At 71.5% G+C, this 23,641-nt stretch carries 22 protein-coding genes; 12 read left to right on the top strand and 10 right to left on the bottom strand.

Features of this window, described 5'->3' with window-relative positions; genetic code table 11:
• The first annotated feature begins 14 nt into the window (after window positions 1–14).
• Together dgcN and dgcA are read left to right on the top strand one after the other, a co-directional pair.
• Window positions 15–1,046 (top strand): N-acetyltransferase DgcN, encoded by a 1,032-nt coding sequence (gene dgcN / locus ASF57_RS19730; protein WP_056486463.1) that lies wholly within the window; start codon window positions 15–17, stop codon window positions 1,044–1,046.
• Window positions 1,043–2,029: an N-acetyl-D-Glu racemase DgcA gene (dgcA, locus tag ASF57_RS19735; RefSeq protein ID WP_056486466.1), complete on the top strand. Its 987-nt coding sequence runs from the start codon at window positions 1,043–1,045 to the stop codon at window positions 2,027–2,029. Before dgcN ends, dgcA begins: the two co-directional genes overlap by 4 nt.
• Before the next feature lie 4 nt (window positions 2,030–2,033).
• On the opposite strand, the gene ASF57_RS27310 is transcribed toward dgcA, so the two are convergent.
• From ASF57_RS27310 to ASF57_RS19745, 3 genes are read right to left on the bottom strand one after another with little or no spacing between them, the layout of a single operon-like run.
• Window positions 2,034–2,168 (bottom strand): hypothetical protein, encoded by a 135-nt coding sequence (locus ASF57_RS27310; RefSeq protein ID WP_280138769.1) that lies wholly within the window; start codon window positions 2,166–2,168, stop codon window positions 2,034–2,036.
• Window positions 2,165–3,205: a cytochrome d ubiquinol oxidase subunit II gene (gene cydB, locus ASF57_RS19740; protein ID WP_056486469.1), complete on the bottom strand. Its 1,041-nt coding sequence runs from the start codon at window positions 3,203–3,205 to the stop codon at window positions 2,165–2,167. The genes ASF57_RS27310 and cydB overlap by 4 nt, the downstream gene beginning before the upstream one ends.
• Window positions 3,206–3,243: 38 nt before the next feature.
• The gene (locus ASF57_RS19745; RefSeq protein WP_056486472.1) at window positions 3,244–3,561 is read right to left on the bottom strand and encodes a hypothetical protein; all 318 of its coding nucleotides are present in this window, start codon (window positions 3,559–3,561) and stop codon (window positions 3,244–3,246) included.
• Between the two features lie 333 nt (window positions 3,562–3,894).
• On the opposite strand from ASF57_RS19745, the gene ASF57_RS19750 reads away from it, so the two are divergent.
• The 3 genes from ASF57_RS19750 (at window position 3,895) to ASF57_RS19760 (ending at window position 7,025) form a co-directional block, all read left to right on the top strand.
• Complete coding sequence (locus ASF57_RS19750) at window positions 3,895–5,862, top strand: PAS domain-containing sensor histidine kinase (RefSeq protein ID WP_056486475.1); 1,968 nt, start codon at window positions 3,895–3,897, stop codon at window positions 5,860–5,862.
• Between the two features lie 91 nt (window positions 5,863–5,953).
• Window positions 5,954–6,652: a peptidoglycan-binding domain-containing protein gene (locus ASF57_RS19755; protein ID WP_056486731.1), complete on the top strand. Its 699-nt coding sequence runs from the start codon at window positions 5,954–5,956 to the stop codon at window positions 6,650–6,652.
• 31 nt (window positions 6,653–6,683) lie between these two features.
• Window positions 6,684–7,025, top strand: coding sequence for a DUF1491 family protein (locus ASF57_RS19760; RefSeq protein ID WP_056188623.1), 342 nt, complete (start codon window positions 6,684–6,686; stop codon window positions 7,023–7,025).
• A 37-nt stretch (window positions 7,026–7,062) separates the two neighbouring features.
• Here ASF57_RS19760 and ASF57_RS19765 read toward each other — a convergent pair whose 3' ends face one another.
• The 4 genes from ASF57_RS19765 to ASF57_RS19780 all read right to left on the bottom strand — a co-directional run bounded on the left by ASF57_RS19765 (window position 7,063) and on the right by ASF57_RS19780 (window position 13,216).
• A complete protein-coding gene (locus tag ASF57_RS19765; protein ID WP_056486478.1) occupies window positions 7,063–8,187 on the bottom strand; it encodes a DUF2336 domain-containing protein in 1,125 nt (374 codons plus the stop codon).
• Between the two features lie 289 nt (window positions 8,188–8,476).
• On the bottom strand, window positions 8,477–10,111 hold the full coding sequence (locus ASF57_RS19770) for a heme biosynthesis HemY N-terminal domain-containing protein (RefSeq protein WP_056486481.1): 1,635 nt from the start codon (window positions 10,109–10,111) through the stop codon (window positions 8,477–8,479).
• 126 nt (window positions 10,112–10,237) lie between these two features.
• Entirely contained in the window at window positions 10,238–12,355 is a 2,118-nt protein-coding gene (locus tag ASF57_RS19775; RefSeq protein ID WP_056486484.1) for a hypothetical protein, read from the bottom strand.
• A gap of 135 nt (window positions 12,356–12,490) precedes the next feature.
• Window positions 12,491–13,216, bottom strand: a complete 726-nt coding sequence (locus ASF57_RS19780) for a uroporphyrinogen-III synthase (protein WP_056486487.1) — start codon at window positions 13,214–13,216, stop codon at window positions 12,491–12,493.
• Between the two features lie 216 nt (window positions 13,217–13,432).
• Here ASF57_RS19780 and tsaD point away from each other — a divergent pair, with 216 nt between their 5' ends.
• The 5 genes from tsaD to ASF57_RS19805 all read left to right on the top strand — a co-directional run bounded on the left by tsaD (window position 13,433) and on the right by ASF57_RS19805 (window position 17,377).
• Window positions 13,433–14,476 (top strand): tRNA (adenosine(37)-N6)-threonylcarbamoyltransferase complex transferase subunit TsaD, encoded by a 1,044-nt coding sequence (gene tsaD, locus ASF57_RS19785; RefSeq protein ID WP_056188606.1) that lies wholly within the window; start codon window positions 13,433–13,435, stop codon window positions 14,474–14,476.
• The gene (locus ASF57_RS19790; protein WP_056486489.1) at window positions 14,469–15,362 is read left to right on the top strand and encodes a GNAT family N-acetyltransferase; all 894 of its coding nucleotides are present in this window, start codon (window positions 14,469–14,471) and stop codon (window positions 15,360–15,362) included. The genes tsaD and ASF57_RS19790 overlap by 8 nt, the downstream gene beginning before the upstream one ends.
• Before the next feature lie 13 nt (window positions 15,363–15,375).
• On the top strand, window positions 15,376–16,407 hold the full coding sequence (locus tag ASF57_RS19795; protein ID WP_056486492.1) for an NAD(P)H-dependent glycerol-3-phosphate dehydrogenase: 1,032 nt from the start codon (window positions 15,376–15,378) through the stop codon (window positions 16,405–16,407).
• Window positions 16,404–16,883 (top strand): opioid growth factor receptor-related protein, encoded by a 480-nt coding sequence (locus ASF57_RS19800; protein ID WP_056486495.1) that lies wholly within the window; start codon window positions 16,404–16,406, stop codon window positions 16,881–16,883. The genes ASF57_RS19795 and ASF57_RS19800 overlap by 4 nt, the downstream gene beginning before the upstream one ends.
• A 77-nt stretch (window positions 16,884–16,960) precedes the next feature.
• Window positions 16,961–17,377: an EVE domain-containing protein gene (locus ASF57_RS19805; RefSeq protein ID WP_056486498.1), complete on the top strand. Its 417-nt coding sequence runs from the start codon at window positions 16,961–16,963 to the stop codon at window positions 17,375–17,377.
• Between the two features lie 20 nt (window positions 17,378–17,397).
• Here the strand turns inward: ASF57_RS19805 and ASF57_RS19810 are convergent, their stop codons facing one another.
• Together ASF57_RS19810 and ASF57_RS19815 are read right to left on the bottom strand one after the other, a co-directional pair.
• The gene (locus ASF57_RS19810; RefSeq protein WP_056486500.1) at window positions 17,398–18,057 is read right to left on the bottom strand and encodes a response regulator transcription factor; all 660 of its coding nucleotides are present in this window, start codon (window positions 18,055–18,057) and stop codon (window positions 17,398–17,400) included.
• Window positions 18,054–19,538 (bottom strand): ATP-binding protein, encoded by a 1,485-nt coding sequence (locus ASF57_RS19815; RefSeq protein ID WP_056486503.1) that lies wholly within the window; start codon window positions 19,536–19,538, stop codon window positions 18,054–18,056. Before ASF57_RS19815 ends, ASF57_RS19810 begins: the two co-directional genes overlap by 4 nt.
• Before the next feature lie 76 nt (window positions 19,539–19,614).
• Between ASF57_RS19815 and ASF57_RS19820 the strand changes: the two genes are divergently transcribed.
• Window positions 19,615–20,538, top strand: a complete 924-nt coding sequence (locus ASF57_RS19820) for a hypothetical protein (RefSeq protein WP_056486506.1) — start codon at window positions 19,615–19,617, stop codon at window positions 20,536–20,538.
• A gap of 237 nt (window positions 20,539–20,775) precedes the next feature.
• A complete protein-coding gene (locus tag ASF57_RS19825) occupies window positions 20,776–21,696 on the top strand; it encodes a hypothetical protein (protein ID WP_156376249.1) in 921 nt (306 codons plus the stop codon).
• A gap of 180 nt (window positions 21,697–21,876) precedes the next feature.
• Here ASF57_RS19825 and ASF57_RS19830 read toward each other — a convergent pair whose 3' ends face one another.
• Entirely contained in the window at window positions 21,877–23,598 is a 1,722-nt protein-coding gene (locus tag ASF57_RS19830; RefSeq protein WP_056486513.1) for a DEAD/DEAH box helicase, read from the bottom strand.
• Window positions 23,599–23,641: the final 43 nt, after the last annotated feature.

The following is a 23,641-nucleotide window of genomic DNA, read 5'->3' on the forward strand; positions in this document are numbered from 1 at the left end:
CGGTGAGTGACGCGATGCAGATCGAAACGCCCTACCTGATGTTCCTCGGCGACGTGCCCGATCGGCTCGCCGCCAAGACCGCCTACGGCATCAAGGATTGGCGCCCCGAATGGTGCGTCGGTCAGCTCCGCCTGCCGGGCTGCGCCGCCGATCTCGGGATTCCCGATCTCACTCTGGCGGAAGCGGTGGCGCAGGGCTGCCGCACGATGGTCATCGGGGTCGCCAATGCGGGCGGCGTCCTGCCGGAGCATTGGATCGCCGAGGTGGTGGCGGCGCTGAACGCCGGTCTCGACATCGCCAGCGGGCTGCATGCGCGCCTCGGCGCGGTGCCGGCCATCGCCGAGGCCGCCGAGCGCAACGGCCGCCAGTTGCACGACGTCCGCCACACCGCGGAGACCTTCGCCACCGGCAAGGGCACGAAGCGGCCCGGCCGCCGCCTGCTCAGCGTCGGCACCGACTGCTCGGTGGGCAAGAAGTACACCGTGCTTGCCCTGGAGCGCGGTATGCGCGAGCGCGGGCTCGATGCGGATTTCCGTGCCACCGGCCAGACTGGCGTCTTCATCTCCGGGCGCGGCGTCGCCATCGACGCGGTGGTGGCCGACTTCATCTCCGGTGCCGTCGAGTGGATCGCCCCCGCCGCCGCGCCGGACCATTGGGACCTGCTCGAAGGACAGGGCTCGCTGTTCCACCCGTCCTTCGCCGGCGTCAGCCTCGGGCTGCTGCATGGAGCCCAGGCCGATGCCTTCGTGGTCTGCCACGAGCCGACCCGCACGACCATGCGCGGCGTCCAGCATCCGCTTCCCACCATCCGTCAGGTCATCGACCTGACGGTGCAACTCGGCAGCCTGACCAATCCGGACATCCGCCCGGTCGGCATCGCGGTGAACACCCAGGACCTGGAGGAGGGGGCGGCCCGCGCGCTGCTGGTCGACCTCGCCCGCGAGCACGATCTGCCCGCCACCGATCCGGTGCGCTTCGGCGTCGAGGCCATCGTCGACCGGATCGTCGCCGAATTTCCCCCCGCCATCACGGGGGCGAGCGCGTGACCCGGCGCCTCGACGTCGCGGTCGAGCGCTTCCCGATCGCGGGAGCCTTCACCATCGCGCGGGGCAGCCGCACCGAGGCGGTGGTGGTGCTGGCCACGATCACCGACCCGGAGGGCCGCATCGGGCGCGGCGAGTGCGTGCCCTATGCCCGTTACGGCGAGACCGTCGAGAGCGTCACCGCGCTGATCCGGGATCAGGCCGAGGCGATCGCCGCCGGAGCGACCCGGGCCGACCTTCTGCTTCGCATGACGGCGGGAGCAGCGCGGAACGCCCTCGATTGCGCCCTGTTCGACCTGGAGGCGAAGCAGCTCGGGCGGCCCGCCTTCGAGATCGCCGGCCTGTCGGCGCCGGCGGTCGCCACCACGGCCTATACCCTGAGCCTCAGAGATCCCGAGAGCATGGAGGAGGCCGCCCGCAAGGCTGCGCACCGGCCGTTGCTCAAGGTGAAGCTCGGCGGCGTCGGCGACCCGGAGCGCATCGCCGCCGTACGGCGCGGAGCGCCGGATTCCCGTCTCATCGTCGATGCCAACGAGGCCTGGCGTGCGGAGACGATCGAAGCCAACCTGGCGGCCTGTGTCGCGGCGGGCGTCGGCCTCATCGAGCAACCGCTGCCGGCGGGCGAGGATGCGCTTCTCGCCGATCTCGCGCGGCCGATCCCCATCTGCGCCGACGAGAGCCTGCACGACCGGGCCGGCCTCGACGCTCTGAGCCGGCGCTACGACGCCATCAACATCAAGCTCGACAAGGCCGGCGGTCTCACCGAGGCGGTGATGCTGGCGCACGAGGCGCGGGCGCGCGGCTTCTCGCTGATGATCGGATGCATGGTCGGCACCTCGCTGGCGATGGCGCCCGCCATGCTGCTCGCCCACCATGCCGACTATGTCGACCTCGACGGCCCGCTGCTCCTGGCACGGGACCGGGAGCCGGGTCTGCGCTTCGACGGCAGCCTGATCCACCCGCCCGAACCCGCGCTGTGGGGCTGAGATCTCAGCCCCTCACGATGAAGCGCAGGGCGTAGACCAAAGCCGTGAAACTCACGAGGCTGAAGGCATAGAAGGCGACGAACCAGAGCAGCCGCTTGCCCGTCATCCGGGTCTTGGGCAGGGGCGCCGGATCGCTCAATGCCCGTAGCCTCCGATATCCTCGGCCACCTTTCCTCGGAAGACCCAGTAGGCGTAGCCCGTATAGGCGAGGGTCAGCGGCATCACCACGGAATACCCCACGAGGGCGAATTGCAGGGCGCTGACCGCGTTGGCGGCTTGCCAGATCGTGAAGTGCGGCGGCACGATGTAGGGGAACAGGCTGATCGCGAGGCCGAGGAAGCCGAGCAGGAACAGCACGATCGTCAGGAGGAACGGCGCCACGTCGCGCCCGCTGCGGATGCCCCGGAAGATGCCCCAGGCGACCAGGGCGGTCACCACCGGCACCGGCGCCACGTAGAGGATGTTCGGCCACGAGATCCAGCGCCACTGAATGTCGAGGCCGAGGAACGGTACCCAGGCGCTCACCACCGCCATCGACACGATGGTGGCGGCCAGGAACTGCAGGCTCTTGCGCCGGGCCCAGATCTCCAGTTCCCCGGAAGTCTTCATCACGCACCAGGTCGCCCCGAGCAGGCCGTAGCCGCAGACAAGGCCGATGCCGGTGAGCACGCTGAAGGGGGTCAGCCAGTCCATGGTGCCGCCGGTGAAGCCGCGACCCTCGACCTTGAAGCCCTGGACGAAGGCTCCGAGCACCATGCCCTGCGCGAAGGTGGCCACCAGGGAGCCGTAATGGAAGGCGTTGTCCCAGACGAACTGCGAGCGATCGGCCTTGAACCGGAACTCGAAGGCGACGCCGCGGAAGATCAGCGCGATCAGCATCAGGATGATCGGGATGTATAGCGCCGGCAACAGGATCGCGTAGGCGACGCTGAAGACCGCGAACAGGCCGCCGCCGCCCAGCACCAGCCAGGTCTCGTTGCCATCCCAGATCGGGGCGACGGAGAGCATCATCCGGTCGCGCCAATTGCCCTTCCGCGCCGCCGTGAACAGGATGCCGACCCCGAGGTCGAACCCGTCGATCACCACGTACATCGCCACCGCGACCGCCAGGAGGCCGGCCCAGACGAGAGGCAGCCAGAACGCGGCGCCCTCGTAGTCCATTCCGAAGCCGAACATCGTCTAGCCCCCTGTCGCCTCTCGCAACATGTACCGCATCAGCGGCCCAGCCGTTCCCCGCTTTCGCCGAGCCTAGCGCGATCGGCGTGGGATTGCGCGCCGCGCCACGGGACTTTTCGATCGAACTCCGCCAGCGTGTCCCGGGATGCCGGCAGCGGCGAGGCCGCCATCCGGGCGATCTCGGCCGCGCCCTCCCGAAGCGCCGTCTCGCGAAGCGCGTCCGGCAGGGCGCCCCAGACCGCAGCCGCGGCGAGAGCCGGGGCCGGTGCGATCGGGCGACCCATCTCGGCGGAGCGCTGCAGCGCCAGCCACGACAGCACGCCGATGACCAGGCCGGCGCGGATGAGGAACGACATGGGTCCGGTCCGGGCGCGCACCGGCAGGGGGCCGGGCAGGCGCGCCCGAACACTCCGCGCTCACCGGTAAACACCCCCTGACGCCGGCGGGGTCGTTCGTCGAAATGGTAAACGCAAGCTTATCCAGGCATCGTTACGGCTATCCCAGCCTAGTGACCCGAAAACGACTATCGCACCGACCGATGATGGTTACGACCCGGAAAGCATGACGAGACAATAGGGCCGTCCTGCGCAAGACTCGCTTAAGTCGCGTCTGCGAGGTTCGGGTCAGTCGAGTTTTCGTCGAGCCAAGGGGCGTCGGAGTGGCCGGTCAGGTCCGTCTCCGCGCTGTGCGTGTCGGTATTGCGTATCTACAGTGCCCTGGCGTCCCTCATTGATATCCGCCTCGCCGGACTCGTCCACGAGTCGGTGAGCGAGGAGAGCGGCGTCCGCTTCCGGCACGAGCGCTTTCTCGTGTCTCGTCTGGCCACCGGCCTGATGATGATGCTCTGCCTGCCGCCCTATCTCGTCCTGCGTGGCGTCCCGACCGGCATCGAGGCGCTGGCGATCGCGGGCCTGCTGCTGCCGATCTTCGCCGCGGTGCTGCTGTCGCGCACCGGAAGCCTGTGGCTCGCCCACGGGATCTCGTCGGCCGGTCTCACCGGGGTCGTGGTCTGCCTCGCCATGATGACGGGCGGCGCGGAATCGGCCGCCGCGATCTGGCTGGTGGCGATCCCCCTCGAAGCGGTGGTGTCGGGATCGCGCCGGGCTACCCTGGCGGCCGCCATCGTGGCCGCCCTCGGTGCCCTCGCGGTGGCGCTGCTGCCGCCGCTCGCCGAGGGAACGCCGCTGCCGGAATGGTCGCGCGCCCTGGCCATGCCGGTCTTTGCCATCACGGCCATCGGCCACATCGCCGCCCAGGCCCTCGAACATTTCCGCCATGAGGGCCGCTGGCTCGCCCGGCTGCGCGACAACGAGCGGCGCGACCGGATGCTGCTCTCGGCGATCGACGACCTGGTGACCTGGCACGACGAGAACGGCCGCGTGCTCGAAGCCAGCGCCTCGGCCACCCGGTTCGTCGGTGCCGAGCCGACGCTGCTGCACGGCCACGGCCTGCTGGAGCGGGTCCATGTCGGCGACCGTCCCCTGCTGCTCCAGGCGCTCAGCGATGTCGCCGCCCACGGCCGCCCCGCCACCGTCCAGTTTCGCCTGCACCTCGACGCCGCCGCGATCCGCCCGGACGGTTATCGGCCGGACAGCCAGCGCGACGGCGCCCCGCGGGTGATCTTCGCCGAGATGCGCATCCACCGCATCGAGGGCCCGGCGACCGGCGTCAGCATTCCGGGACGGCTGCAGTCCAGCGTCGTCGCGGTAACCCGCGACGTGACCGAGCATCGCCGCCACTCCGAGGAACTGGAGCAGGCGCGGGCCGAGGCCGAGCGCGCCGACGAGGTGAAGAGCCGCTTCCTCGCCAATGTCAGCCACGAACTGCGCACCCCGCTGAATGCGATCATCGGGTTCTCCGAGGTCCTGGCGGGGGAGGGCGGCCTCGCGACCGATCCCGAGCGGACGCGCGAATATGCCGGCATCATCCGCAATTCGGGCCAGCACCTCCTCGAAGTGGTCAACACCCTCCTGGACATGTCCCGGATCCAGAGCGGCCACTTCGACTACGCGCCGGATACGCTCGATATGCGCGCCCTGGTCGAGGCCTGCTGCGATCTCATGCAGCTCAAGTTCGATCAGGCCGGGGTGATTCTGGTGCGCGATGTCGGTCCCGCGCCGGTGGAGATCACCGCCGACCTGCGCGCCTGCCGGCAGATGTTCATCAACCTTCTGTCGAACGCCCTGAAGTTCACCCCGCGCGGCGGGCGCGTGGAAGTCGGCCTGCGCTGGTCCGGCCAGAACCTCGACCTGATCGTGGCCGATACCGGGATCGGGATCAGCGCGGCCGATCTGCCGCGTGTGGGCAGCCCGTTCTATCAATGCGCCGGTGGCTATGAGCGCACCCACGAGGGCACCGGGCTCGGCCTCTCGGTGGTTCAGGGTCTCGTCGGCCTGCACGGCGGCGCCATCACTCTGGAGAGCACCCGCGGGGAGGGGACCACCTTCACCGTCACCCTGCCGCGCGCCTGCCGGGTCGCCGGCGGCAGCATCCCGACCGCGGCGATCCGGGCTCGTCCGCGCCCGCCGATGGTCGGCGGCAGCCTCGTGGCGGCCGCAGGGGCCGGGCCGGTACCGAAGCGCCGGACCATGGGACTGTTCGAATCGAGCCCGGAGCCGGTGCGCGAGAGCTACGTCCCCCTGCGGCGGGCCGGATGAGCCGCCGCCCGGATCCCCGTCACGCCGAATGTGTCGGGCATCGCGCCATGCGGTGCCCGTATCCCGTTGCGATCCAGACCGAGGAGCCATGATGCGCGAGCCGCAAGCACGCCGCGACCAGCGAGAGATCGTCGTCCCGTCCCGGAGCCGCGAACCCCGCCCCGCCGGTCATCGGCGCCCGGCGGCCCGGGCTTCGGGCCGCTTCACGGCCTTCGGCGCCCTGGCCGCCGGTGCCGGCCGCGCCTTCCTGCGCCATCCGGGAGAAGTCGTCGGGGTCGTCGTCGTGCTCGGCGCCGTGTCGATGATCTGCCTGAATGCCCTCGGCTACCAGATGGGCCGGCACCCGGCGCCGATCTTCCCGAAGGTCGCCGCAAAGCCGGCCTTGTCCCGCGTGGCCGAGGCACCGAAGCCGGCGGTCCCGGCCGTGAAGCCGCCGGTAACGGCCTCCGAGGTCGCGCGCCCGGAGACGGTTCGGGCCGAGCCCGTGAAGGCGGAGGCGGCGCCCCGGACCCCGCGCGACGGCATCGGCGATCTCATCAAGGCCGGCGAGCCCGCGGGCGCCGAGACCACCGCCTCGGTGGCGAGCCTCGGCGGCCTGTCGATCGCCCAGGCCCAGCGCGCCCTGGTCAAGCTGGGATACGGTCCCCTGAAGGCGGACGGGCTGATGGGGGCGAGCACCCGCGCGGCCCTCGAGCGGTTCGAACGGGACCGCAAGCTGCCGGTCAAGGGCGAGCCGTCCCAGCGGACGTTCCGCGAACTCGCGACCCGCGCCGGCGTGACCCGGGGCTGATCCGCCGGAAGGGCGTGCTATAGCCTCCGGCATGGCACGCCTGCGATCGGATTTCTGGGTCTCCGCCCATCTGCGCCGTCTCGGCATCGAGGGCATCGCCGCCGTCCAGCGACGGCGCGGCTCGGCCGAGGCCGGAGCCATCTTCGTGAAGGTCGATCGCCTCGACGGCCGCGCCGATCTCTACGGCCCGGCCCCGCAATCCCTGGTTGACACGGAGGCGGATGGCGACCGGCGCTTCGTGTCGCTCCTGCAGGAGGCCATGCCGGCGGACGTGGAAGTCCGCCTCGGCAAGGAGCTGCGCTTCGACGACGATCTCTGGATCATCGAGATCGACGACCGCGCGGGCCGCCACTGCCTCGATCTCGCGGAATAGCCGGCGCTGCCTTCGTGCGGACCGGGCGGCCTCCCGATCAGCTCGACTGGCGCAGCCGGGTCGGCAGAAGGGTGCGCAGGGGCGGTCGCTCGGACGCGACCTGCTGCTGGCGCAGGCGCGGCGCGTCGGGGGCTGCGTAGGGCTGATGCGCCGTCGCGGCGGCGCGTTCCTGCGGCGTCCAGTCGAGGATCGCCGCCAGGACGTCGCGCGCGGCGGCGCGGGGCAGGGTCCGGAACAGCTTGACCAGATTGAACACGCGGTCGACCGAGCTGGCGACGGTCTCGTTCAGGGTCAGGTAGATGTACACCGCCTCCTCCTCGTGGAGGCCGGCCGCGCGCAGGGCCACCGTCAGCAATTCATAGCGCAGTGACGGGTCGGGGGTGGCGGTAAGAAAGCCCTTGGGCAGTCCGAGCAGCTGGGTGATCGCCCCGATGAAGCCTGAAATGTCGCCGCGGGCCGAGAACTCGGTGAGCACCGTACCCGCCTCGCGGGGTGCGGGCGGGAGTGGCCTCAGGGCTGCCGTGGCCATCATGGCGTGCCCGATCGCCTCGCGACGGGACTCGTCGGCGTAGAGGAACAGCGGGGCGACATCGGCATGCGCCAGGTCGCGCCGGGCCAGGAATACCCGGGCGAGATCGGGCCTGCGCCGGGCGCGCCCGACGAGGCGGGCCAGCATCTCGCTCGGCAGGTTCGCGGCCGGGTTCTGGGCCAGCGACTTGTCGATGGCGGGATCGTCGCGGGCGATCAGTTCGGCGAGGGTGGCGCGGCTGAGATCGTGCCGGCTTGCGATGGCGGCGCCGATTTCGGCGCCGTCGCTCAGGGCCGCGTCGATCATGGGCTGGATCAGGATGGGGGCGCCGGCGATGACGGCGTCCCGGGCGCCGCCGCCCCGGGCGATCAAGGCCGCCAGCAGGGCGGGCGGGGTGTCGGGAAACGGCGCGAGCTTGCGGGCGACCGCCTCGGCGGTCTCATCGTCCACGATCGGGATCAGGCCGCCTGCCAGGGAGGCGAACGACGACATCGTCTTCCGGTCGCGAACCGACGCGGACAGAAAGAGGTCCGTCTGGACACGAAGGATGACGGGTTTCAGATCGAGGTTGTCGAGACGCGACAATTCGATCAGGCCGGAGAGGTCCGGCGCATCGTCGAAAGATGGGGACATGGCACTTCGGTTACGCAGAACTCGCTGATCCCGAGGATTAGCGGAATTGCGTGAACCGACCTTTAAGCACGGCGCCCCGGGAGCGTCCCTGCTTGCGCCATCCTGCTCAGGTCATCCTTGCTTGTGCTTTCGTCGATCGAGCCATGCGATTGGGCCATGGGATCGGGCCATGTAATTGGGCCATGCGATCGGGCCCTGATCGCCAAGAAGCCCGACCGCGGGGCCGGGCTTCTGAAACTAAATTCGGACTTTTGAGCCGCCGAGGTTAATCCGGCCCGCCGGGGCTTGGCTATCCGGCCCGCCGGGGCTTGGTGGCGTCGCCCTGCGATTTCGGTGCCGGGAAGACGACCGGGGTCGCCGTGTTTCCGACGAGCGGACCGGAATCCGGCCTTGCCGCGGCTGCCGCCATGCCGGCGGCCACGGGTGCCGTGCCGTTGGGGGCACTCGACGGGAACAGTACCGTCGCGGTTCGGATCTCGGTCGACGTTTCCGCCTTCGGCACCGGCGTTGTGGCCGGGGACGGCGTCGACGGGGCCGGGATGGTCCCGGGCGCGGAAAGCCTGCCCTCCGTCATGGCTGGGTCCGCCTTGGACGCGGATTCGCCGTTCGCATCGCCCTGTGCCTCTTCGGGACCGGCGAGGAGTTCGGTCGGCGTCTTCCACACGAATGCGTCCAGGCGGCCGCTCACCGGCGAGACGGGAGCCCAGGTCTCGGAGGCGATGCCGTCGGCGATCCACAGCGGGTCGCGCGGCGCGTGGGCGGCGCGCGACAGCCACTCGCGGGCGCGGCCCGAGCCGCTGCCGTGCTCGGCTTCCTCGATGCGCGCCATGGTCAGGCAGGTGCGTACGGTCGGACGGTCGGCCAGGAGCGGCGCCAGGGCATCGCGGGCCTGTCCGAACTCGCGAGCCTCGTAAGCCGCCTGCGCCATGGCGAGACGGGCTTCCGGGTGCCAGGAGGAGATCTTCGCCAGGGTTTCGGCCCGGGCCATGCGGTCGCGCACGGAATCGCCGGTGCGCAGGTTGAGGTAGGTCTTGGCGAGGTCCGGGTGCGGGCCGGTGCGCCAGGTCGCCTCGAGGATCTTGGCCGCTTTGCGCAGGTCGCCCCGTCGCACCATCAGGCGCGCCGCGAGAACCGAGGCCGGAACGAGATCCGGTGCGAGCTTGACGGCCTTCAGGACCCGCTCGGTGGCCGCTTCCGGCTCGCCCGCCTCGCGCTCCTGCGCGGCGGCGGTGAGCAGCACCGCGCGCTGGCGCCGGGCGGTGGTCTTGTCGATGAGGCCGAGGGAAGCGCGACGCTCAACCGTCTCGTTGGCGCCGCTCCAGTCGCCGTCGGCGCATTGCGCTTCGAGAACGGCCTCGTTGGCCCAGGTGACGCTGGGGGCGAGGCGGGCGGCCTCGGCCGCATAGGCGCGGGCGGAGGCATCGTCCTCGCGACGGCGTGCCTCGACGAAGAGGCCGCGCAGGCCGAGCACCCGTGTCTCAGGATCGTTGACCATGCGCTGGAAGGCCTGCTCGGCCGCCTCGCGATCGCCCGAGATCTGAGCGGCCTGCGCCTTCAGCAACAGGGTCAGCGGCTCGGCGCCCAGCAGGCGCTCGGCATCGCTGGCGTGCCGGCGGGCGGCCAGCGGATCGCCCGACCCGACCGCCACCATGCCACGCGACAGGGCCGAGAAGCCCTTGGCCCGGCGCCGGTCGCGCGAGCCGCGCACCAGGGTCTCCGGCAGGGTGATGAACCCGCGCACGATGGCCCAGATGAAGCCGATCACGATGGCGGCGATCAGGACGCCGATCAGCCCGATGGCGAGGCTGGTGGCCACCTCGTAGCCGTTCCACACGATGGTGACGGTGCCGGGATGGTCGGCGACCCAGGTCGCGCCGTAGGCGGCAACCGCGAGAAGGGCCAGGAAGGCGAGGGCGCGCCACATGAGATCAGAAGCTCCTGGGAGGGGCGTCGGCCGATTCGGCGACACCGAGAGTCGGGGGCGGGAGCGCGTGGCGCTCCCGCGCGAAATGGGTGAGGCCGCCGGTACGATGGGTCGGCGGCCGCCGGATCAACGGGACGCGCCGGTGGCCGGCAGGCCCTTGAAGGCGTCGGCAAGCAACCCCTGAGCCGCATCCGCAGCGGCCGCCCGCGACGCCAGCTTGGTGCCGAAGTCGCCCGCTGCCGCCCGGTCGGCCTCGGGCAGGGCCGCGAAGGCGGCGGCCGCCTCCTTGATCGCGCCGCGATCGAGGGCGTCCTGGACCTTCGGAGTCTCGTCCGCGGCGGCCGCGTTGGCTCCGCCGCCGGTGGCCGGTGCATCGACCCGGCGCACCTGCACGATCGATTCGGCCATGCTCATCAGCTTGGTGCCGATGTCGCCGCTCTCGGCCACGGCCTTGCTCTGGGCCGCCCGGCGCTGTGCCGCGATCTTCTCGGCGATCGGCCGGAATTCGGCCGCCAGGGTCCGGGCCGTCGGCGCGCCCTTGTCGGCGAAGACCGCCACGGCGGTCAGGCGGGCCGGGTCGCCCGGCTCGAGTCCACGCAGCGCCGCCAGCGCGTCCGCGTAGGGCGCGCCGGTGTTGAGGGCGGTGGCGATCCGGTCGGCCGAGACGACCCGGAGGGCCGCCTGCAGGGTCGCGGTCTCAGCCCGCTCCGAGACCGCCTTGTCGAGCCCGGCGATCTTTTCGGATTGGGCCTGAAGTTGGCGCTCCACGGCCTTCGCCGCCTCGGTCGCCTGGGTCTTGGCGGCATCGGCCACTTTCTCGCTGGCCTGGGTCGCGGTCTGGACCGCTTCCGTCGCGGCCTGGACCCGCGCTTCGAGGGATTGCTGGAGCGCCGCCACCTTCTGGCTCAGGGCCTGCGCGGCCTCGGCATTGGCCTTGGTCTTGGCCTCGACGTCGCCCTGGAGCGCGGCGAGCTTGGGGGCGAGATCGGGGGTCGCGACCGGCTTCGGCGCGGCGTCGACCTTGCCTTCGATCGCCTTCATGCGCTGCTCGAGGGCGCCGATCTGCGGTGCCACGGCGGGCATCGCCGCCATCCGCGTCTCGCCGCCCTGGTCCCGCCCGGGCTCCTCCTGGAGAGCCGAGACGCGCTGGTCGAGGGCGTCGAGACGGGCCGTCAGCTCGGCGGGTACGGCGGCCGGAGCCGCCGAACCCTCGGCGGGTGCGGTTGTCCCGCCCTGGGCCGCGTTGGCCTTCTCCAGGGCCTGACGCGCCGTCGACAACGCCTCGGGCACCGCCTTCAAGGCGGTCTCGTTGGCGGCCACGCGCTTGTCGAGGCCGGTGATGGCGTCCTTGGGCGCCAGGGCGGCCACGCGCTGGTCGAGGGCGTTCAGCCGCGCGTCATCGCCAGCGGGCAGCAGGCCGCTGCGGGCGACACCGAACAGGAGACCGGCGCCGACGACACCGCCGAGCAGGCCGGCCGTGGCCAGCGATCCGAAGCCCGGACCGCGCGCGGCAGCTGGCGCCGCCGCTGCGGCGGGAGGCGCGGGCGTGATGCGCGGCGTGGTGGAACCGGCCGGCTTCGGCGCCTCGCCCTTCGAGGGCTCAGTTTTCCAGGCGTTCGGCTTTCCGGCGTCCGGCTTTCCGGCGTCCGGCTTCCCGGCGTCCGATTTGCCCGCCTCCGGCGCGGATTTCGGATCGCCCGGCTTCGCCCCGACGGCCTGGGCACCCGACGCGGCACCGACCATCCCGGCCGCGACCGTGGCGGCTGCGGCGGGCTTCGCCGGCGGCGCCGGGTCGGGGAGGCGCTTGGCCTTCAGGTCGATGATCGGCCCGTCGGTGACGGACGAACCGGGACGCCCGCCGGGCGGCGTCGAGCCGAATGCACCGGACTTCGGCGCCTCGGGCTTGGCCGTGTCCGGCTTACCGGTGTCCGATTTACCGGCCTCCGGCTTCAGGATCTCGGCCTTGGCCGCTTCGGTCTTCACGGCGTCGGTCTTGGTGCCTTCCCCAACGCTCTCCCGGGCGGCCTCCGTCTTCGGAGCCTCACCCTTGGGGGCATCCATCTTCGGCGGCTCGGACTTCAGCGGCTCGGATTTGACGGGGCCGCCGGCGGACATGTCGGGCTTGGCCGACGCCTCGCCCTTCGGCGGCACGGGCTGGCCCGGCATCGACGGCTTGGCGGGCTCGGGCGGCCGGTTGCCGGTGGGAGATCCCGGACGGTTGGCGTCGCTGTTGGGTGGTTTCACGGTTCAAGGCTCCCTTCCCGTCTCCCGCCGCCCGGCCACGCCCCGTTCGGCGCATCCGGCGCCCGGTGGGTCGTGGCTGGCGGCGCAGCTTGTTGCGCTCGTCCTAGCATCAGGGCCGCCGCCGGAGCGAGGCCCTTATCGGAATCCTGTTGGCCCGGAGGCCGGCAGACCCGCGAGGAGCGCGTCCTCGTCGGGTCGATCGGCTACGAAATGAACCGTGATCCCGGCCGACGCCAGGGGCACGGCCACGTCTGCCGACAAGCAGTAATGCATCAGAGCTGCGAAGGCTCCGCCGAGGCCGGCCGCCGTAGCGAGATCGTGCGCCGCCTGCGCACTGCGCCGCGAATAGTGAAGCACGGCGTCGAGCGCGTCCGCGCCGAGCGCCTCCGCCACGGCCCCCGGCAGCGCCGCCGCGATCCGTGCGGCATAAAGTTCGCGCACCGTGAGCCGGTAGCCCGCGGCGATCAGGGAGGCTGCCGGCTCGGCCTTGCGCTCGGCGCCCGCCGCGTGAAGCAGGGTGACACCCGGCTCCAGCACGGACCGGACCAATTCGGCGAGGGTGCGCGCATCGCCCGCCGCCACCCGGACATCGCGGAATCCCGCCTGCCTCGCCAGCGCCCCGGTCCGCGCGCCCACCGCGAAGATCGGGACCGCGCGCAGCCTGTCCCGGTCTTGCGCGGCGAGGGCCTGCACCGCGTTGGCGCTGGTGAGAATCAACCCGGCGAACGCGCCCTCGGGCAGCTTCGCCCCGGTCGGCACCACGGCCAGGACCGGCGCCACCAGGGGGCGATGCCCGAGCCCGGCGAGACGGTCGCCCGTCCGCGTCGCTCCCGGTTCCGGCCGCGCCACCCAGATCCGCATCCCGCCTCGCGTGTCTCGAAAACCCGGATGCATCCAATGCCGGTCCGGCGCCGGGAGGCAACCCATCGTTGCCGCGACGGGAGGCGGGCGTTAGGGTACGGGCGACCGGACGGGCCGGCGCGACCACCTTCGGCGCGCGGTCCCGTGCCTCGCTGTCCCCTCTTGCCCGCATCCCCACCCGATTCCCGCCCGCGAAACGGAAACGACCCGCCGTCCATGATCGTCCTCGGCATCGAAACCACCTGCGACGAGACCGCGACCGCCGTGGTCATGCCCGGAGAGGGCGGCCGCGGGCGCATCCTGTCCAACGAGGTCCTGAGCCAGATCGCCGAACACGCGGCCTATGGCGGCGTGGTGCCCGAGATCGCGGCCCGCGCCCATGTGGAGGTGCTCGACCGGCTCATCGAACGGGCGCTCGGCAGCGCCGGGATGAGGCTGTCCCAGGTCGACGGCATCGCGGTGGCGGCCGGCCCCGGCCTGATCGGCGGCGTCCTGATCGGCCTCGTCACGGCCAAGACCTTGTCGCTTGTCGCGCGCAAGCCTCTGATCGCGGTCAACCACCTCGAAGCGCACGCGCTCACGGCCCGGCTCACCGACGGCATCGGCTTCCCCTATCTCCTGCTCCTCGCGTCGGGCGGCCACACCCAGCTCGTGGCGGTGAAGGGGGTCGGCGATTACGTCCGCCTCGGCACCACCATCGACGACGCCATCGGTGAGGCGTTCGACAAGGTCGCCAAGCTGCTGGGCCTCGGCTATCCGGGCGGCCCCGAGGTGGAACGGCTGGCCGAGACCGGCGATCCGGAGCGCTTCGCCCTGCCGCGCCCGATGATGGGGCGGCGCGAGGCCAATTTCTCCCTGTCCGGCCTGAAGACCGCCCTGCGGATCGAGGCCGAGAAGCTGGCCCCGCTCTCCTCCGTCGACGTGGCCGATCTCTGCGCCAGCTTCCAGGCGGCGGTGGTCGATGTGGTGGTCGACCGCCTTCGGGTGGCGATGCGCGACTTCGCCTCGGTGGCCGGCCATCCGACCGCCCTGGTGGCGGCGGGCGGTGTCGCCGCCAACGGGGCGATCCGCCGGGCGCTCACCACCCAGGCCGGCGAGGCCGGCCTCGCCTTCGTGGCGCCGCCCCTGGCCCTGTGCGGCGACAACGGCGCCATGATCGCCTGGGCGGGCATCGAGCGCCTGCGCCTCGGCATGGTCGACGACCTGACCGCGCCCGCTCGCGCCCGCTGGCCCTTCGCGGAGCCCAAGGCGGTTGCCTGAGGCCGAACGGGCGCGCTGGCGCGACCTCGTCGAGCGGCGCCTGCCCGAGGCCGTGCGGCCCGGCTGGCCGGTGCGGGCCGATCACTGCTTCGCCCGCATCCTGCTCGACAACACCTGCGGCGCACCCTGGCGCGAGAGCGTGAAGGCTCCCGCCTGGGCCAACCTGTCGGGCGACCAGCTCGCTGCCGCCATCGGTCTCGGCGAGGCGGTGCTGGCGGGCCGGGCGGATCTCGGCTGGCTGAACCGACGCTCGCTGGCCCTGCGGGACAAGCTGCGGGCGCCTGGGCCGGACACGCCGACGATCGCACCGCCGCCGGAACAGCTTCGCGACGGAAGCCTCGTTCTGCGCCGCTGGCAGGCGGGCGACGAATCCCGCCTCGCGGCCCTCAACGCCGATCCCGAGGTGATGCGCCATTTCCCGGCGCTCAAGGATGCAGCCGCCAGCGCGGCCGAACTGCGCTCGTTCGAGCGTCGGTTCCGCATCGACGGGTTCGGTCCCTGGGCCGTCACGATCACGGGGGGCGCCTGCATCGGACTTGTCGGCGGCGCCCGGCTGATGCGGCCGATGCCGTTTCCCGGCGGCGATCGGCCCGGCGAGACCGTCGAGATCGGTTGGCGCCTCGCGCGCTCGGCCTGGGGCCAGGGCATCGCAACCCGGGCGGCCCGGCTCGCCCTCGGCGATCTGTTCGGCCGCTGCGGCCTGTCCGACATCGTGGCTTTCACGGCCGAAGGGAACGTCGCCTCGCGGCGGGTCATGGAACGCCTCGGCATGCGGCCGGCGGGCGGCTTCGCGCACCCGGCCCTGCCCGAGGGGCATCCGCTCCGGGTGCATCGCCTGTATCGTCTGTCGGCGGTGGTCGGCGAAACGCCGGACTCGGGTGTTTGAGGAGGTTTTGCGCATGAGCGGGCTCGACACGGCGACCCACCGCGACTCCGGCCCGGGCCCTGACGTCGGCGTCGTGGGCGGCGGCGCCTGGGGCACCGCCCTGGCCAACGCGGCGGCGGCGGCGGGCCATTCCGTCACCCTATGGCTGCGCGACGCCGCCATGGCGGCGCGGCTGGAGCAGGCTCGGGAGAACGCGCGCTACCTGCCCGGCGTGCCCCTGCACCGGCGCATCGTCGCCACATCCGATGCCAGCGCCCTGGGGGCAGCCCGAACCGTCCTGATGGTCACGCCGGCCCAGACCCTGCGCGGCGTGCTCACCGAACTCGGCGCGGCCTTCGCGCCGGGGGCCGCGATCGTGCTCTGCGCCAAGGGCATCGAGCGCGGCAGCGACGCCTTCATGAGCGAGGTGGCGGTGGAGGTGCTCGGCGTCTCGGCGCCGGTGGCGGTGCTGTCCGGCCCGAGCTTCGCCGCCGATGTCGCCCGCAACCTGCCCACGGCCGTGACCCTGGCGGCCTCGGATTCGCGCTTGGCGGCCCGCCTGGCCGGCACGCTCTCGGGGCCGACGCTGCGGGTCTATCACACCGACGACGTGCGCGGCGTCGAGATCGGCGGGGCGGGCAAGAACGTGCTCGCCATCGCCTCCGGCATCGTCGCCGGGCGCGGTCTCGGCGACAGTGCCCGCGCCGCCCTCATCGCCCGGGCCTTCGCCGAACTCATGCGCTTCGCCCGCGCCTATGGCGGCCGGCCCGAGACCCTGATGGGCCTGTCCGGCCTCGGCGATCTGGTCCTGACCGCCTCGTCGCCGCAATCGCGCAACTTCGCCTTCGGCGAGCGCCTCGGCGCCGGCGCTTCGCCCGAGTCGGCCTCCGGCGGCAAGCTCGCCGAGGGCGCCTTCACCGCCGCCGCCCTGGTCGATCTCGCCCGTAAGCGCAGCATCGAGATGCCCGTGGCCGAAGCCGTGGCGGCCATCGTTTCCGGCGGGGCCAGCGTGGACGGCGTCATCGCCGCCCTGCTGGCGCGGCCTTTGCGGGGAGAAGCCGAATGAGCCAGTACCCGATCCTGGCCTTCCTGGCCGGCGCCGGCCGGGATGACCCCGGCAGAGACGGTGCCGGACGCACCCTGCGCGACATCCTGGCCTTCGACGACGCCCATATCGAGGGCGTGCATGATTACATCCAGTGGTGCTTCCCCCTGCACGAGGCGAGCCTGGCGGTGCCCGGCGCGCCGGTGCTGAGCCGGGCCGAGGCGGAGGCGATCCGAAACGATCCGGCGGCCCTGTCGGGTCTGCGCGCCGCCCTCGGGCGGATGACGCGGTTCTATGCCGAGACGGAGGGCTGGCTTCGAAGCCACGACCATAACCACCTGCGCATCACCCGCATCCTCTCGGCGGTGTCCGACCTTCTCGGCCCCGAGGCGGCGGCCGAGTTCCACGCCTTCGTCACCGCCCGCAACGCCGGGGCCGGCGCGCCGGTCAACGGGCCGAGCCTGCGCTACTGGGACAACGCCCTGCGCCGGGCCTGACCGCCACGCAGGTAAAGCTGGCGGGCCTGACGGCCACGCTTGTCTCGTGTATGGAGCCTGCGTCTCCGGAGAAGCGCATGGCCTATTGGCTCTACAAGTCCGAGCCCTCGACCTGGTCCTGGGATCAGCAGGTCGCGGCAGGGGCCGCCGGAACCCACTGGAACGGCGTGCGCAACCACGTCGCCAAGAAACACCTGATGGCCATGGAGGTCGGCGAGCGCGGCTTCTTCTACCACTCGAACGAGGGCAAGGCGGTGGTCGGCATCGTGGAGGTGATCCGGCCCTATTACCCAGATGATTCCGACGAGACCGGCCGGTTCGGCATGGTCGACCTGCGCGCCGTCGAGGCCCTGCCGCTGGCCGTGACCCTGGAGGCGATCAAGGCCGAGCCGCGGCTCGCCGCCATGGTGCTCGCCAACAATTCGCGCCTTTCGGTCCAGCCCGTCACCGAGGCGGAATGGGCGATCGTCCGGGAGATGGGCGGCCTCGGCTGAGCGTCCGGGGGACGCGGCCTTCAGCCCTGGCGCTGCGCCTGCGTCACCGCCACGTGGATCAGCTCCGCCAGCGTGCGCAGACCGAGCTTCTGGCGCATCAGCGAGCAGGCGTTGGTGATGGTCTTGTAGCTCACCGACAGGTCGCTCGCGATGGCGCCGTACGACTTGCCCTGGGCGAGGCGTTGCAGGATCTGCAATTCGCGCGGCGTCAGCTGGGTCTCGGGCGTGCGCTTCGGGTCGGTGCGCAGCATCGCCACTTCGGTGGCGAGGCGCGGGTCGAGGTAGGGCCGTCCGGATCGGACCCGCTGGAACGCCTCGAACAGCTCGCCCGAGGCGTGGTCCTTCAGCACGTAGCCGAGGGCGCCGGCTTCGAGCGCGCGCGAGACGATCACCGGATCGTTGTGCATGCTGAAGACGAGGATGCGGACCGCCCGGTTGGCGTTGCGCATCCGCCGGATTAGTTCGAGCCCGGCAAGGCCGCTGCCCTGGAACGTCAGGTCACAGATCACCGTGGTGGGACGCAGGCGCAGGAAGCTGCGATAGGCCGCGACCACGCTGGTGGCCTCGATGATCCGTTCGATCCCCGCATCCTCGAGCACCCGGCGGCAGCCCTGGAGCACGATCGGGTGATCGTCGATGACGAGGGTCGGCGCCTCGGCGGTGGTGGCGATCGCGTTCATGCGCTGGGAATCGGACTCGGGTCGACGTCCCGCTCATCATCGAGCGGAATCATGATCCGCACAACTGCGCCGGGCTGGTCATTGTCAAGCCTGAACGTGCCCCCGAGGGCTTCCACCCGCTCCCGCATCCCCGAAAGGCCGAGGCCGAGGCTGTGGTCGGCCGGGATGCCGGTGCCGTCGTCATGCACCGTCAGGCGCAGGACCCGGCCGGCCGGCGCCGCCTCGTCGCGAACCTGCACGGTGACGTTCCGGGCCCCGCCGTGCCGCACGGCGTTGGTCATGCTCTCCTGCATGCAGCGGAATACGGTCAGGTCGGTCACGTCGCCGTAGCCGCGCGCCAGGCCCTCGAAGCTCCCGGCAAACCGGGTTCCGGTGTGGCGGCGCCGGAAATCGCGCAGCAGCAGATCGAGGCACTCGGTCAGCGGCACCTGCCCGAGGGCGTGCGGCCGCAGCCGGTTGAGGAGTTCGCGGTTCCGGGTCTGGACCTGACCGACGATGCTGGCGATGTCCTGGGCGCGCTGCTTCAGCCGCCCCCGGTCCGGTGGGGCCTCGGCCTCGGCCGTGCGGACCACCGAGGCGGCGGTCGCCTCCAGGGCGAAGAGACAGGGGCCGAACTCGTCATGCAGTTCCAGCGCGGTGCGGCGGCGCTCGTCGTCCTGCGCCGACAGCAGCTGGCGGTTGAGCCGCCCGTTGGCGGCCCGCGTCTCCGCCAGCGCCTGGGCCACCCGGTTGAACCGGGTGGCGATGGCGGCGAGTTCGCGCGAGGCCGGCGGCTCCATCCGCACGGTGTAATCTTGCTGTTCGAGCTGGATCAGCCCCTCGGCGAGGTCGGTCAGCGGCGCCAGGACGCGGCCGAAGGCGACCGTGAGGGCGGCGAGCAACCCCAGGCTGAGGCACAGGCTGGCGAGCGAGAGGGACAGGGCATAGACCCAGACCTCGTCGATCTCGTCGTGCGGCTGGGTGGTGATGCGCGCGGTGCCGATGCGCTGGCCCTGGGCCACGATCGGCAGGTCGTGCTCGCGAATCGCCGGGGCGATCAAGGCAGCGAACCAGGCCGGCGCCGCGTGCTGTTCGTGCCGGACCCGGCCGAGGCCGCCGGTGACGACCTTGCCGGCGGCGTCGAGCACCGTGACCCGGACGTGGCGCAGGTCGTGGATGCGCAGGTTCAGGGTCTGGAGGATGCCGGCCGGCGGCCCCGCCTGGGCGAGATCGATGGTATCCGACACCAGAAGCTCGACATTCGTCATCGCGGCCTGCATCTCGACCTCGACGGCGGAGCGGGCGTTGACGACGATCACCGCGCAGGACACCAGGGCGGCCAGGACATCGATCGCCAGCACCAGCACGATCATCCGGGTCCGTGTCGGCCAGGAGGCCCAGAACGGACGGCGGCCCTCGTCCGCCGACGCTGCGGGCGATGCGGCGTTGCGGTGGGTCAGGCCCCATCGGGACCGGGGCGCGGAGGCGGCGTCGTGAGGCATGGAAACCGGGGTTCGACCGTCGGACGGGTGGCGCGGAGCCGCCCCGCCCTGTGTAGCCGACCCGGAGCGCGATGGCATGGGGCCGATGTCGATGTCTGAACGGCCCGATCTTGACGGGGTCGCCGAACTCGTCGCGGGCGCGCTGGCCAATCCCGAAGCGACCTGGACCCTGGGCGGGTTCGGGGCGCTGGCCCGCTTCAGCCGCACCGGTGACGAAGCCGCGACCCCGCTCGCATCCGGACGCCTCGGCCTCGTCACCTCGCGGGGCGGCATCGCCCTCGACCCGGCCGGGGCGATCCCGGTCGCCTACGAGACGGCCTTCGCCGGGGGCTGGAGCCATGCCGTCGCCTTGTGCCGGCCGGCGACGCTCCATCCCCGGCCGGGGTCCCGCCCGATCGCCGAGGCGGGTCGCGATCCGGATGCACTCCGGCCCGAAAATCTTGGGGACAACTGGTTCGACCTCGGCCTCGACCTCCCCCAGGGGCGACTCCGCCTGCGCTCGGCCAATGCGGATGCGCTCAAAATCCTCCGCGCGGCGGTCGGCCGCGACCTTCGTGACGATCCCGGATTCTGGCGTGACCTCGACGCGATCCCGATGGTCGACCACGTGGTAATTACGCCCCTCGGCCGCATCGAAATCTTCGGCGGGTCGGCCAGTGCATCCGACGGACCGCGCGTCTTTCTCGTGCCGAAGATGCTCGCCCTCGGGCGAACGCACCCCGCCACGGCCACGATCCCGGCCGGCCTGCTGCCGGTCGCTCTCCTGGTGCCGCCCCATCCCTGCGGCTCGCCGGAGCGGGCCTTCGATCCCGCTCGCCACGCGGCCTTCCAGGCGATCCTGGCCCGCTGGGGCGCGCCCGATCTCGTCGCCCTGAAAGCGCGGCTCGCCGCCGGCGAGGCTCCGGCGACCGGAACCACCAATCGCATCACCCGGAACATCGCCCGGGTGGTACGGCTCCAGGCCGAGGCGATGACGATTCGGTACGGGACCAAATTCTGATCTGAGAAGTTCTGGGTCGATACGCGTCGTTAAACCTCTTCGGGTTATTCAGATTCGCGGCGTGTCCCGTCCTATCCTCTGCAAGGCGGAGGCTCAGGACATCTTCATGCCCCATTGCGCGGTCTTCTTCGTTGCACGCCGGTGCCGTTCGTCTGCGGTCGCCGCGCGGATCGCGTCACGTGATCGACCGGCCACGGTCAACACCTATGTTCCCCAGCGTGCGAGATGTCTGAGACCATGATGTCCGTGACGATCGACCCTTCCGAGACCCGGCGCCCCGCGAGTCCGGCGCCACGCCCATCCCACGTGAACCTCCGCATCGTGCTTCTGTCGAGCCTCGGTGTCCTCGGTCTGGCGGGTTTCGGGGTGCTGGCCTTCACCACCCTCGGCGATCTCGCCGGCCCTCAATTCACCCGCCCGTCGCTGGCGAAGATCTCCGCCGCTTCGCCGGTGACCAAGCACTCCGCGTCCGAATGGCCGGACCTGCGCGACGGCGTTCCGGCACTGGCCCCGTCTGAGCCAAAAGCCGCAGCACCGGCCCCGACCCTCGCCGTCGCGGCGCCCGCGAAGGTCGAGCGTCTTCCGGCCGCAGCGACGCCTCCCATGGTTCAGGCCGCCGTCAAGCCGCCGGAGCCGCCGTCCTTGCCGGCCTCGGCGCCCGTGGTTCAGGCCGTCGAGGTCAAGATCCCCGAGAAGCGGCTGGAAGTCGCCGCCACACAGAAGCCGGTCCGTCTACCGCCGATCGAGAACGCTGCGGTGCTGCCGCCGGCTCGTCCGGCCTCGCTGATTCCAGCGACGCGCACGGCCGCGGTCATCGCGCCGCTTTCCACCGAGACGACCCGGTCACGGGCGACGAACGGCATCTTCACCGCGCTTCCGCCCGAGCGTGAGACGACGCGGCGCAAGCCCGTCGCCGCCGCGGCCGCACCGCATGCCAAGCCCGCCGCTGCCAAGCCCGCCGTTGCCAAGCCCGCCGATGCTAAGATGGCGTCGGCCGCCGCGCCCGAGGCGATGCCTGCCAGTGCAGCCGCCGAGGAGTCGGAGCAGACGGAACTCTTCGGCCTGAAGGTGCCGTCCCTGGCCCCGGCCGGACGAAAAATCGCCGAAGGCGTCGAAGCGCTCGGGAACGCCGTGAAGAGCCTGCCCGATCACTTCTGAGGGCGATCGCCCGGATCTTGCTCCCATCGGTCGCTTCACCCGGTCCGGGTCAGGACCAACGATCCGATCGAGTCTACCGCCAAGCACCCACAGGGCGCCCATTTCGTATCGTATGAAGCTTTCCGGCAGGGACGCCTGATCGTCGCCGAACGAGGCGCCTAATGGGCGCCTCCTGCCGGTTCAGCGAGGCGCGCGGCTGGTCCGCGGCTTCTTGGCGATCTCGCGCTCGTGGCGGGCGCCGCGCGGGCTCTTGAAGGCCTTCGTCGCCTTCTCCTCGCGATCGGGCTCGCCGCCTTCGAGCAGCGGCTCCACCTGAATCTCGGGCGAACCGTTCTTGGCGAAGGTCTGTGCGAAGCGCGAGGCGGCACCGCCCCGGACCTCGAACTTGGTCTCACGGTCGAAAATCCGGATCGCTCCGATTTCCTGGCGGCCGATATTGCCGCGCCGTGTCAGCATCGGCAGGAGCCGGCGCGGATCGGCATTGTCGCGGCGGCCGAGATTGAGCCGGAACCAGACCGATGGTCCCTCGGCATCGATTCGCGCCGTATCAGCGGGATCGTACACGGGCCGAGTCTTGCGCTCGGGGCCGGCGCCCGGATCGGTGACATCCTCGGGGGCGGGCAGGCGCGAGCGATAGATCCGCGCCAGGGCGGCGGCGAGTTCCTGAGGCGTGCGCTGGCCCATCAGGGTCTCGGCCATCGCCAGATCTTCCTCGGCCGGAGCCTCGGTGAAGATCGGATCCTGCCACATGCGTTCGCCGTCGAGGCGGCGGATCTCGTCGGCGGTGGGCGGACCGGCCCACTCGAACGAGACCTTGGCGATCATCAGCATCTGCTCGGCCCGGCGCCGCTTCGAGGCCGGGATCAGCAGCAGGCTGGTGCCCTTGCGGCCGGCACGCCCGGTGCGACCCGAGCGGTGCTGCAGCACCTCCGCATCATGCGGCAGGTCGGCATGGATCACCAAGCTGACGGTGGGGAGATCGATGCCGCGCGCGGCGACGTCTGTCGCTACACACACCTTGGCCCGGCCGTCGCGCAGGGCCTGAAGGGCGGCGTTGCGCTCGCCCTGGCCGAGTTCGCCCGAGAGCGCCACGGCCGAAAAGCCGCGTTCGGTGAGCACCGCCTGGAGATGGCGCACCGCGTTGCGCGTGTTGCAGAAGATGATCGCGGTCGGCGCATCCATGAAGCGCAGGGTGTTGACCACCACATGCTCCAGCTCGCGTGGCACGACGCGGATGGCCCTGTAAGTGATGTCCGAGTGACCGCGCTCCTGACCCTTTACGGCGATGCGCAGGGCGTCGTTCTGGTAGCGCTCGGCGAGCGTCGCGATGGCCTTCGGCAGGGTCGCGGAGAACAGCAGCGTGCGCCGCTCCTTCGGGGTCACCGACAGGATAAATTCGAGGTCGTCGCGAAAGCCGAGGTCGAGCATCTCGTCGGCCTCGTCGAGGACCACGGCGCGCAGATCCTGGGTCGCGAGGTTGCGCCGCTCCAGGTGGTCGCGCAGGCGCCCCGGGGTGCCGACGACGATGTGGGCGCCGTCGTTGAGCTGGCGGCTCTCGCGACGCGGGTCCATGCCGCCGACGCAGGAGATGACGCGGGCGCCGGTCTCCGCATAGAGCCAGCTGAGTTCGCGCTCGACCTGAATGGCGAGCTCGCGGGTCGGCGCGATGACCAGGGCAAGGGGAGCACCGGCCGGGCCGAAGCGCTCGGCTCCGTCAAGCAGGGTCTCGGCGAAAGCGAGGCCGTATGCCACGGTCTTGCCGGAGCCGGTCTGGGCCGAGACGAGAAGGTCTCGTCCCTGGGCTGCCGCCTCGATGACGGCGCTCTGCACGGGCGTCGGGTCTTCGTAGTCGCGCGCGGTCAGCGCTCGGGCGAGCGGGGCCGGCAGGGTGGGGAAGGGCACTGTGACGGAAGCCTTAGGGGGCAAGCAGGCGAAACACGCGCCG

Origin of the sequence: Methylobacterium sp. Leaf117 (assembly GCF_001422985.1) — a bacterium.
In the GTDB taxonomy this organism is placed as follows: domain Bacteria; phylum Pseudomonadota; class Alphaproteobacteria; order Rhizobiales; family Beijerinckiaceae; genus Methylobacterium.

Coding starts and splice junctions, on each gene's coding strand:
- dgcN (WP_056486463.1), top strand. CDS start 15: ATGCAGATCGAAACGCCCTACCTGATGTTCCTCGGCGACGTGCCCGAT.
- cydB (WP_056486469.1), bottom strand. CDS start 3,205: ATGTTCGGCTTCGGAATGGACTACGAGGGCGCCGCGTTCTGGCTGCCT.
- ASF57_RS19745 (WP_056486472.1), bottom strand. CDS start 3,561: ATGTCGTTCCTCATCCGCGCCGGCCTGGTCATCGGCGTGCTGTCGTGG.
- ASF57_RS19755 (WP_056486731.1), top strand. CDS start 5,954: ATGCGCGAGCCGCAAGCACGCCGCGACCAGCGAGAGATCGTCGTCCCG.
- ASF57_RS19760 (WP_056188623.1), top strand. CDS start 6,684: ATGGCACGCCTGCGATCGGATTTCTGGGTCTCCGCCCATCTGCGCCGT.
- ASF57_RS19765 (WP_056486478.1), bottom strand. CDS start 8,187: ATGTCCCCATCTTTCGACGATGCGCCGGACCTCTCCGGCCTGATCGAA.
- ASF57_RS19770 (WP_056486481.1), bottom strand. CDS start 10,111: ATGTGGCGCGCCCTCGCCTTCCTGGCCCTTCTCGCGGTTGCCGCCTAC.
- ASF57_RS19780 (WP_056486487.1), bottom strand. CDS start 13,216: ATGCGGATCTGGGTGGCGCGGCCGGAACCGGGAGCGACGCGGACGGGC.
- tsaD (WP_056188606.1), top strand. CDS start 13,433: ATGATCGTCCTCGGCATCGAAACCACCTGCGACGAGACCGCGACCGCC.
- ASF57_RS19795 (WP_056486492.1), top strand. CDS start 15,376: ATGAGCGGGCTCGACACGGCGACCCACCGCGACTCCGGCCCGGGCCCT.
- ASF57_RS19800 (WP_056486495.1), top strand. CDS start 16,404: ATGAGCCAGTACCCGATCCTGGCCTTCCTGGCCGGCGCCGGCCGGGAT.
- ASF57_RS19805 (WP_056486498.1), top strand. CDS start 16,961: ATGGCCTATTGGCTCTACAAGTCCGAGCCCTCGACCTGGTCCTGGGAT.
- ASF57_RS19810 (WP_056486500.1), bottom strand. CDS start 18,057: ATGAACGCGATCGCCACCACCGCCGAGGCGCCGACCCTCGTCATCGAC.
- ASF57_RS19815 (WP_056486503.1), bottom strand. CDS start 19,538: ATGCCTCACGACGCCGCCTCCGCGCCCCGGTCCCGATGGGGCCTGACC.
- ASF57_RS19820 (WP_056486506.1), top strand. CDS start 19,615: ATGGGGCCGATGTCGATGTCTGAACGGCCCGATCTTGACGGGGTCGCC.
- ASF57_RS19825 (WP_156376249.1), top strand. CDS start 20,776: ATGATGTCCGTGACGATCGACCCTTCCGAGACCCGGCGCCCCGCGAGT.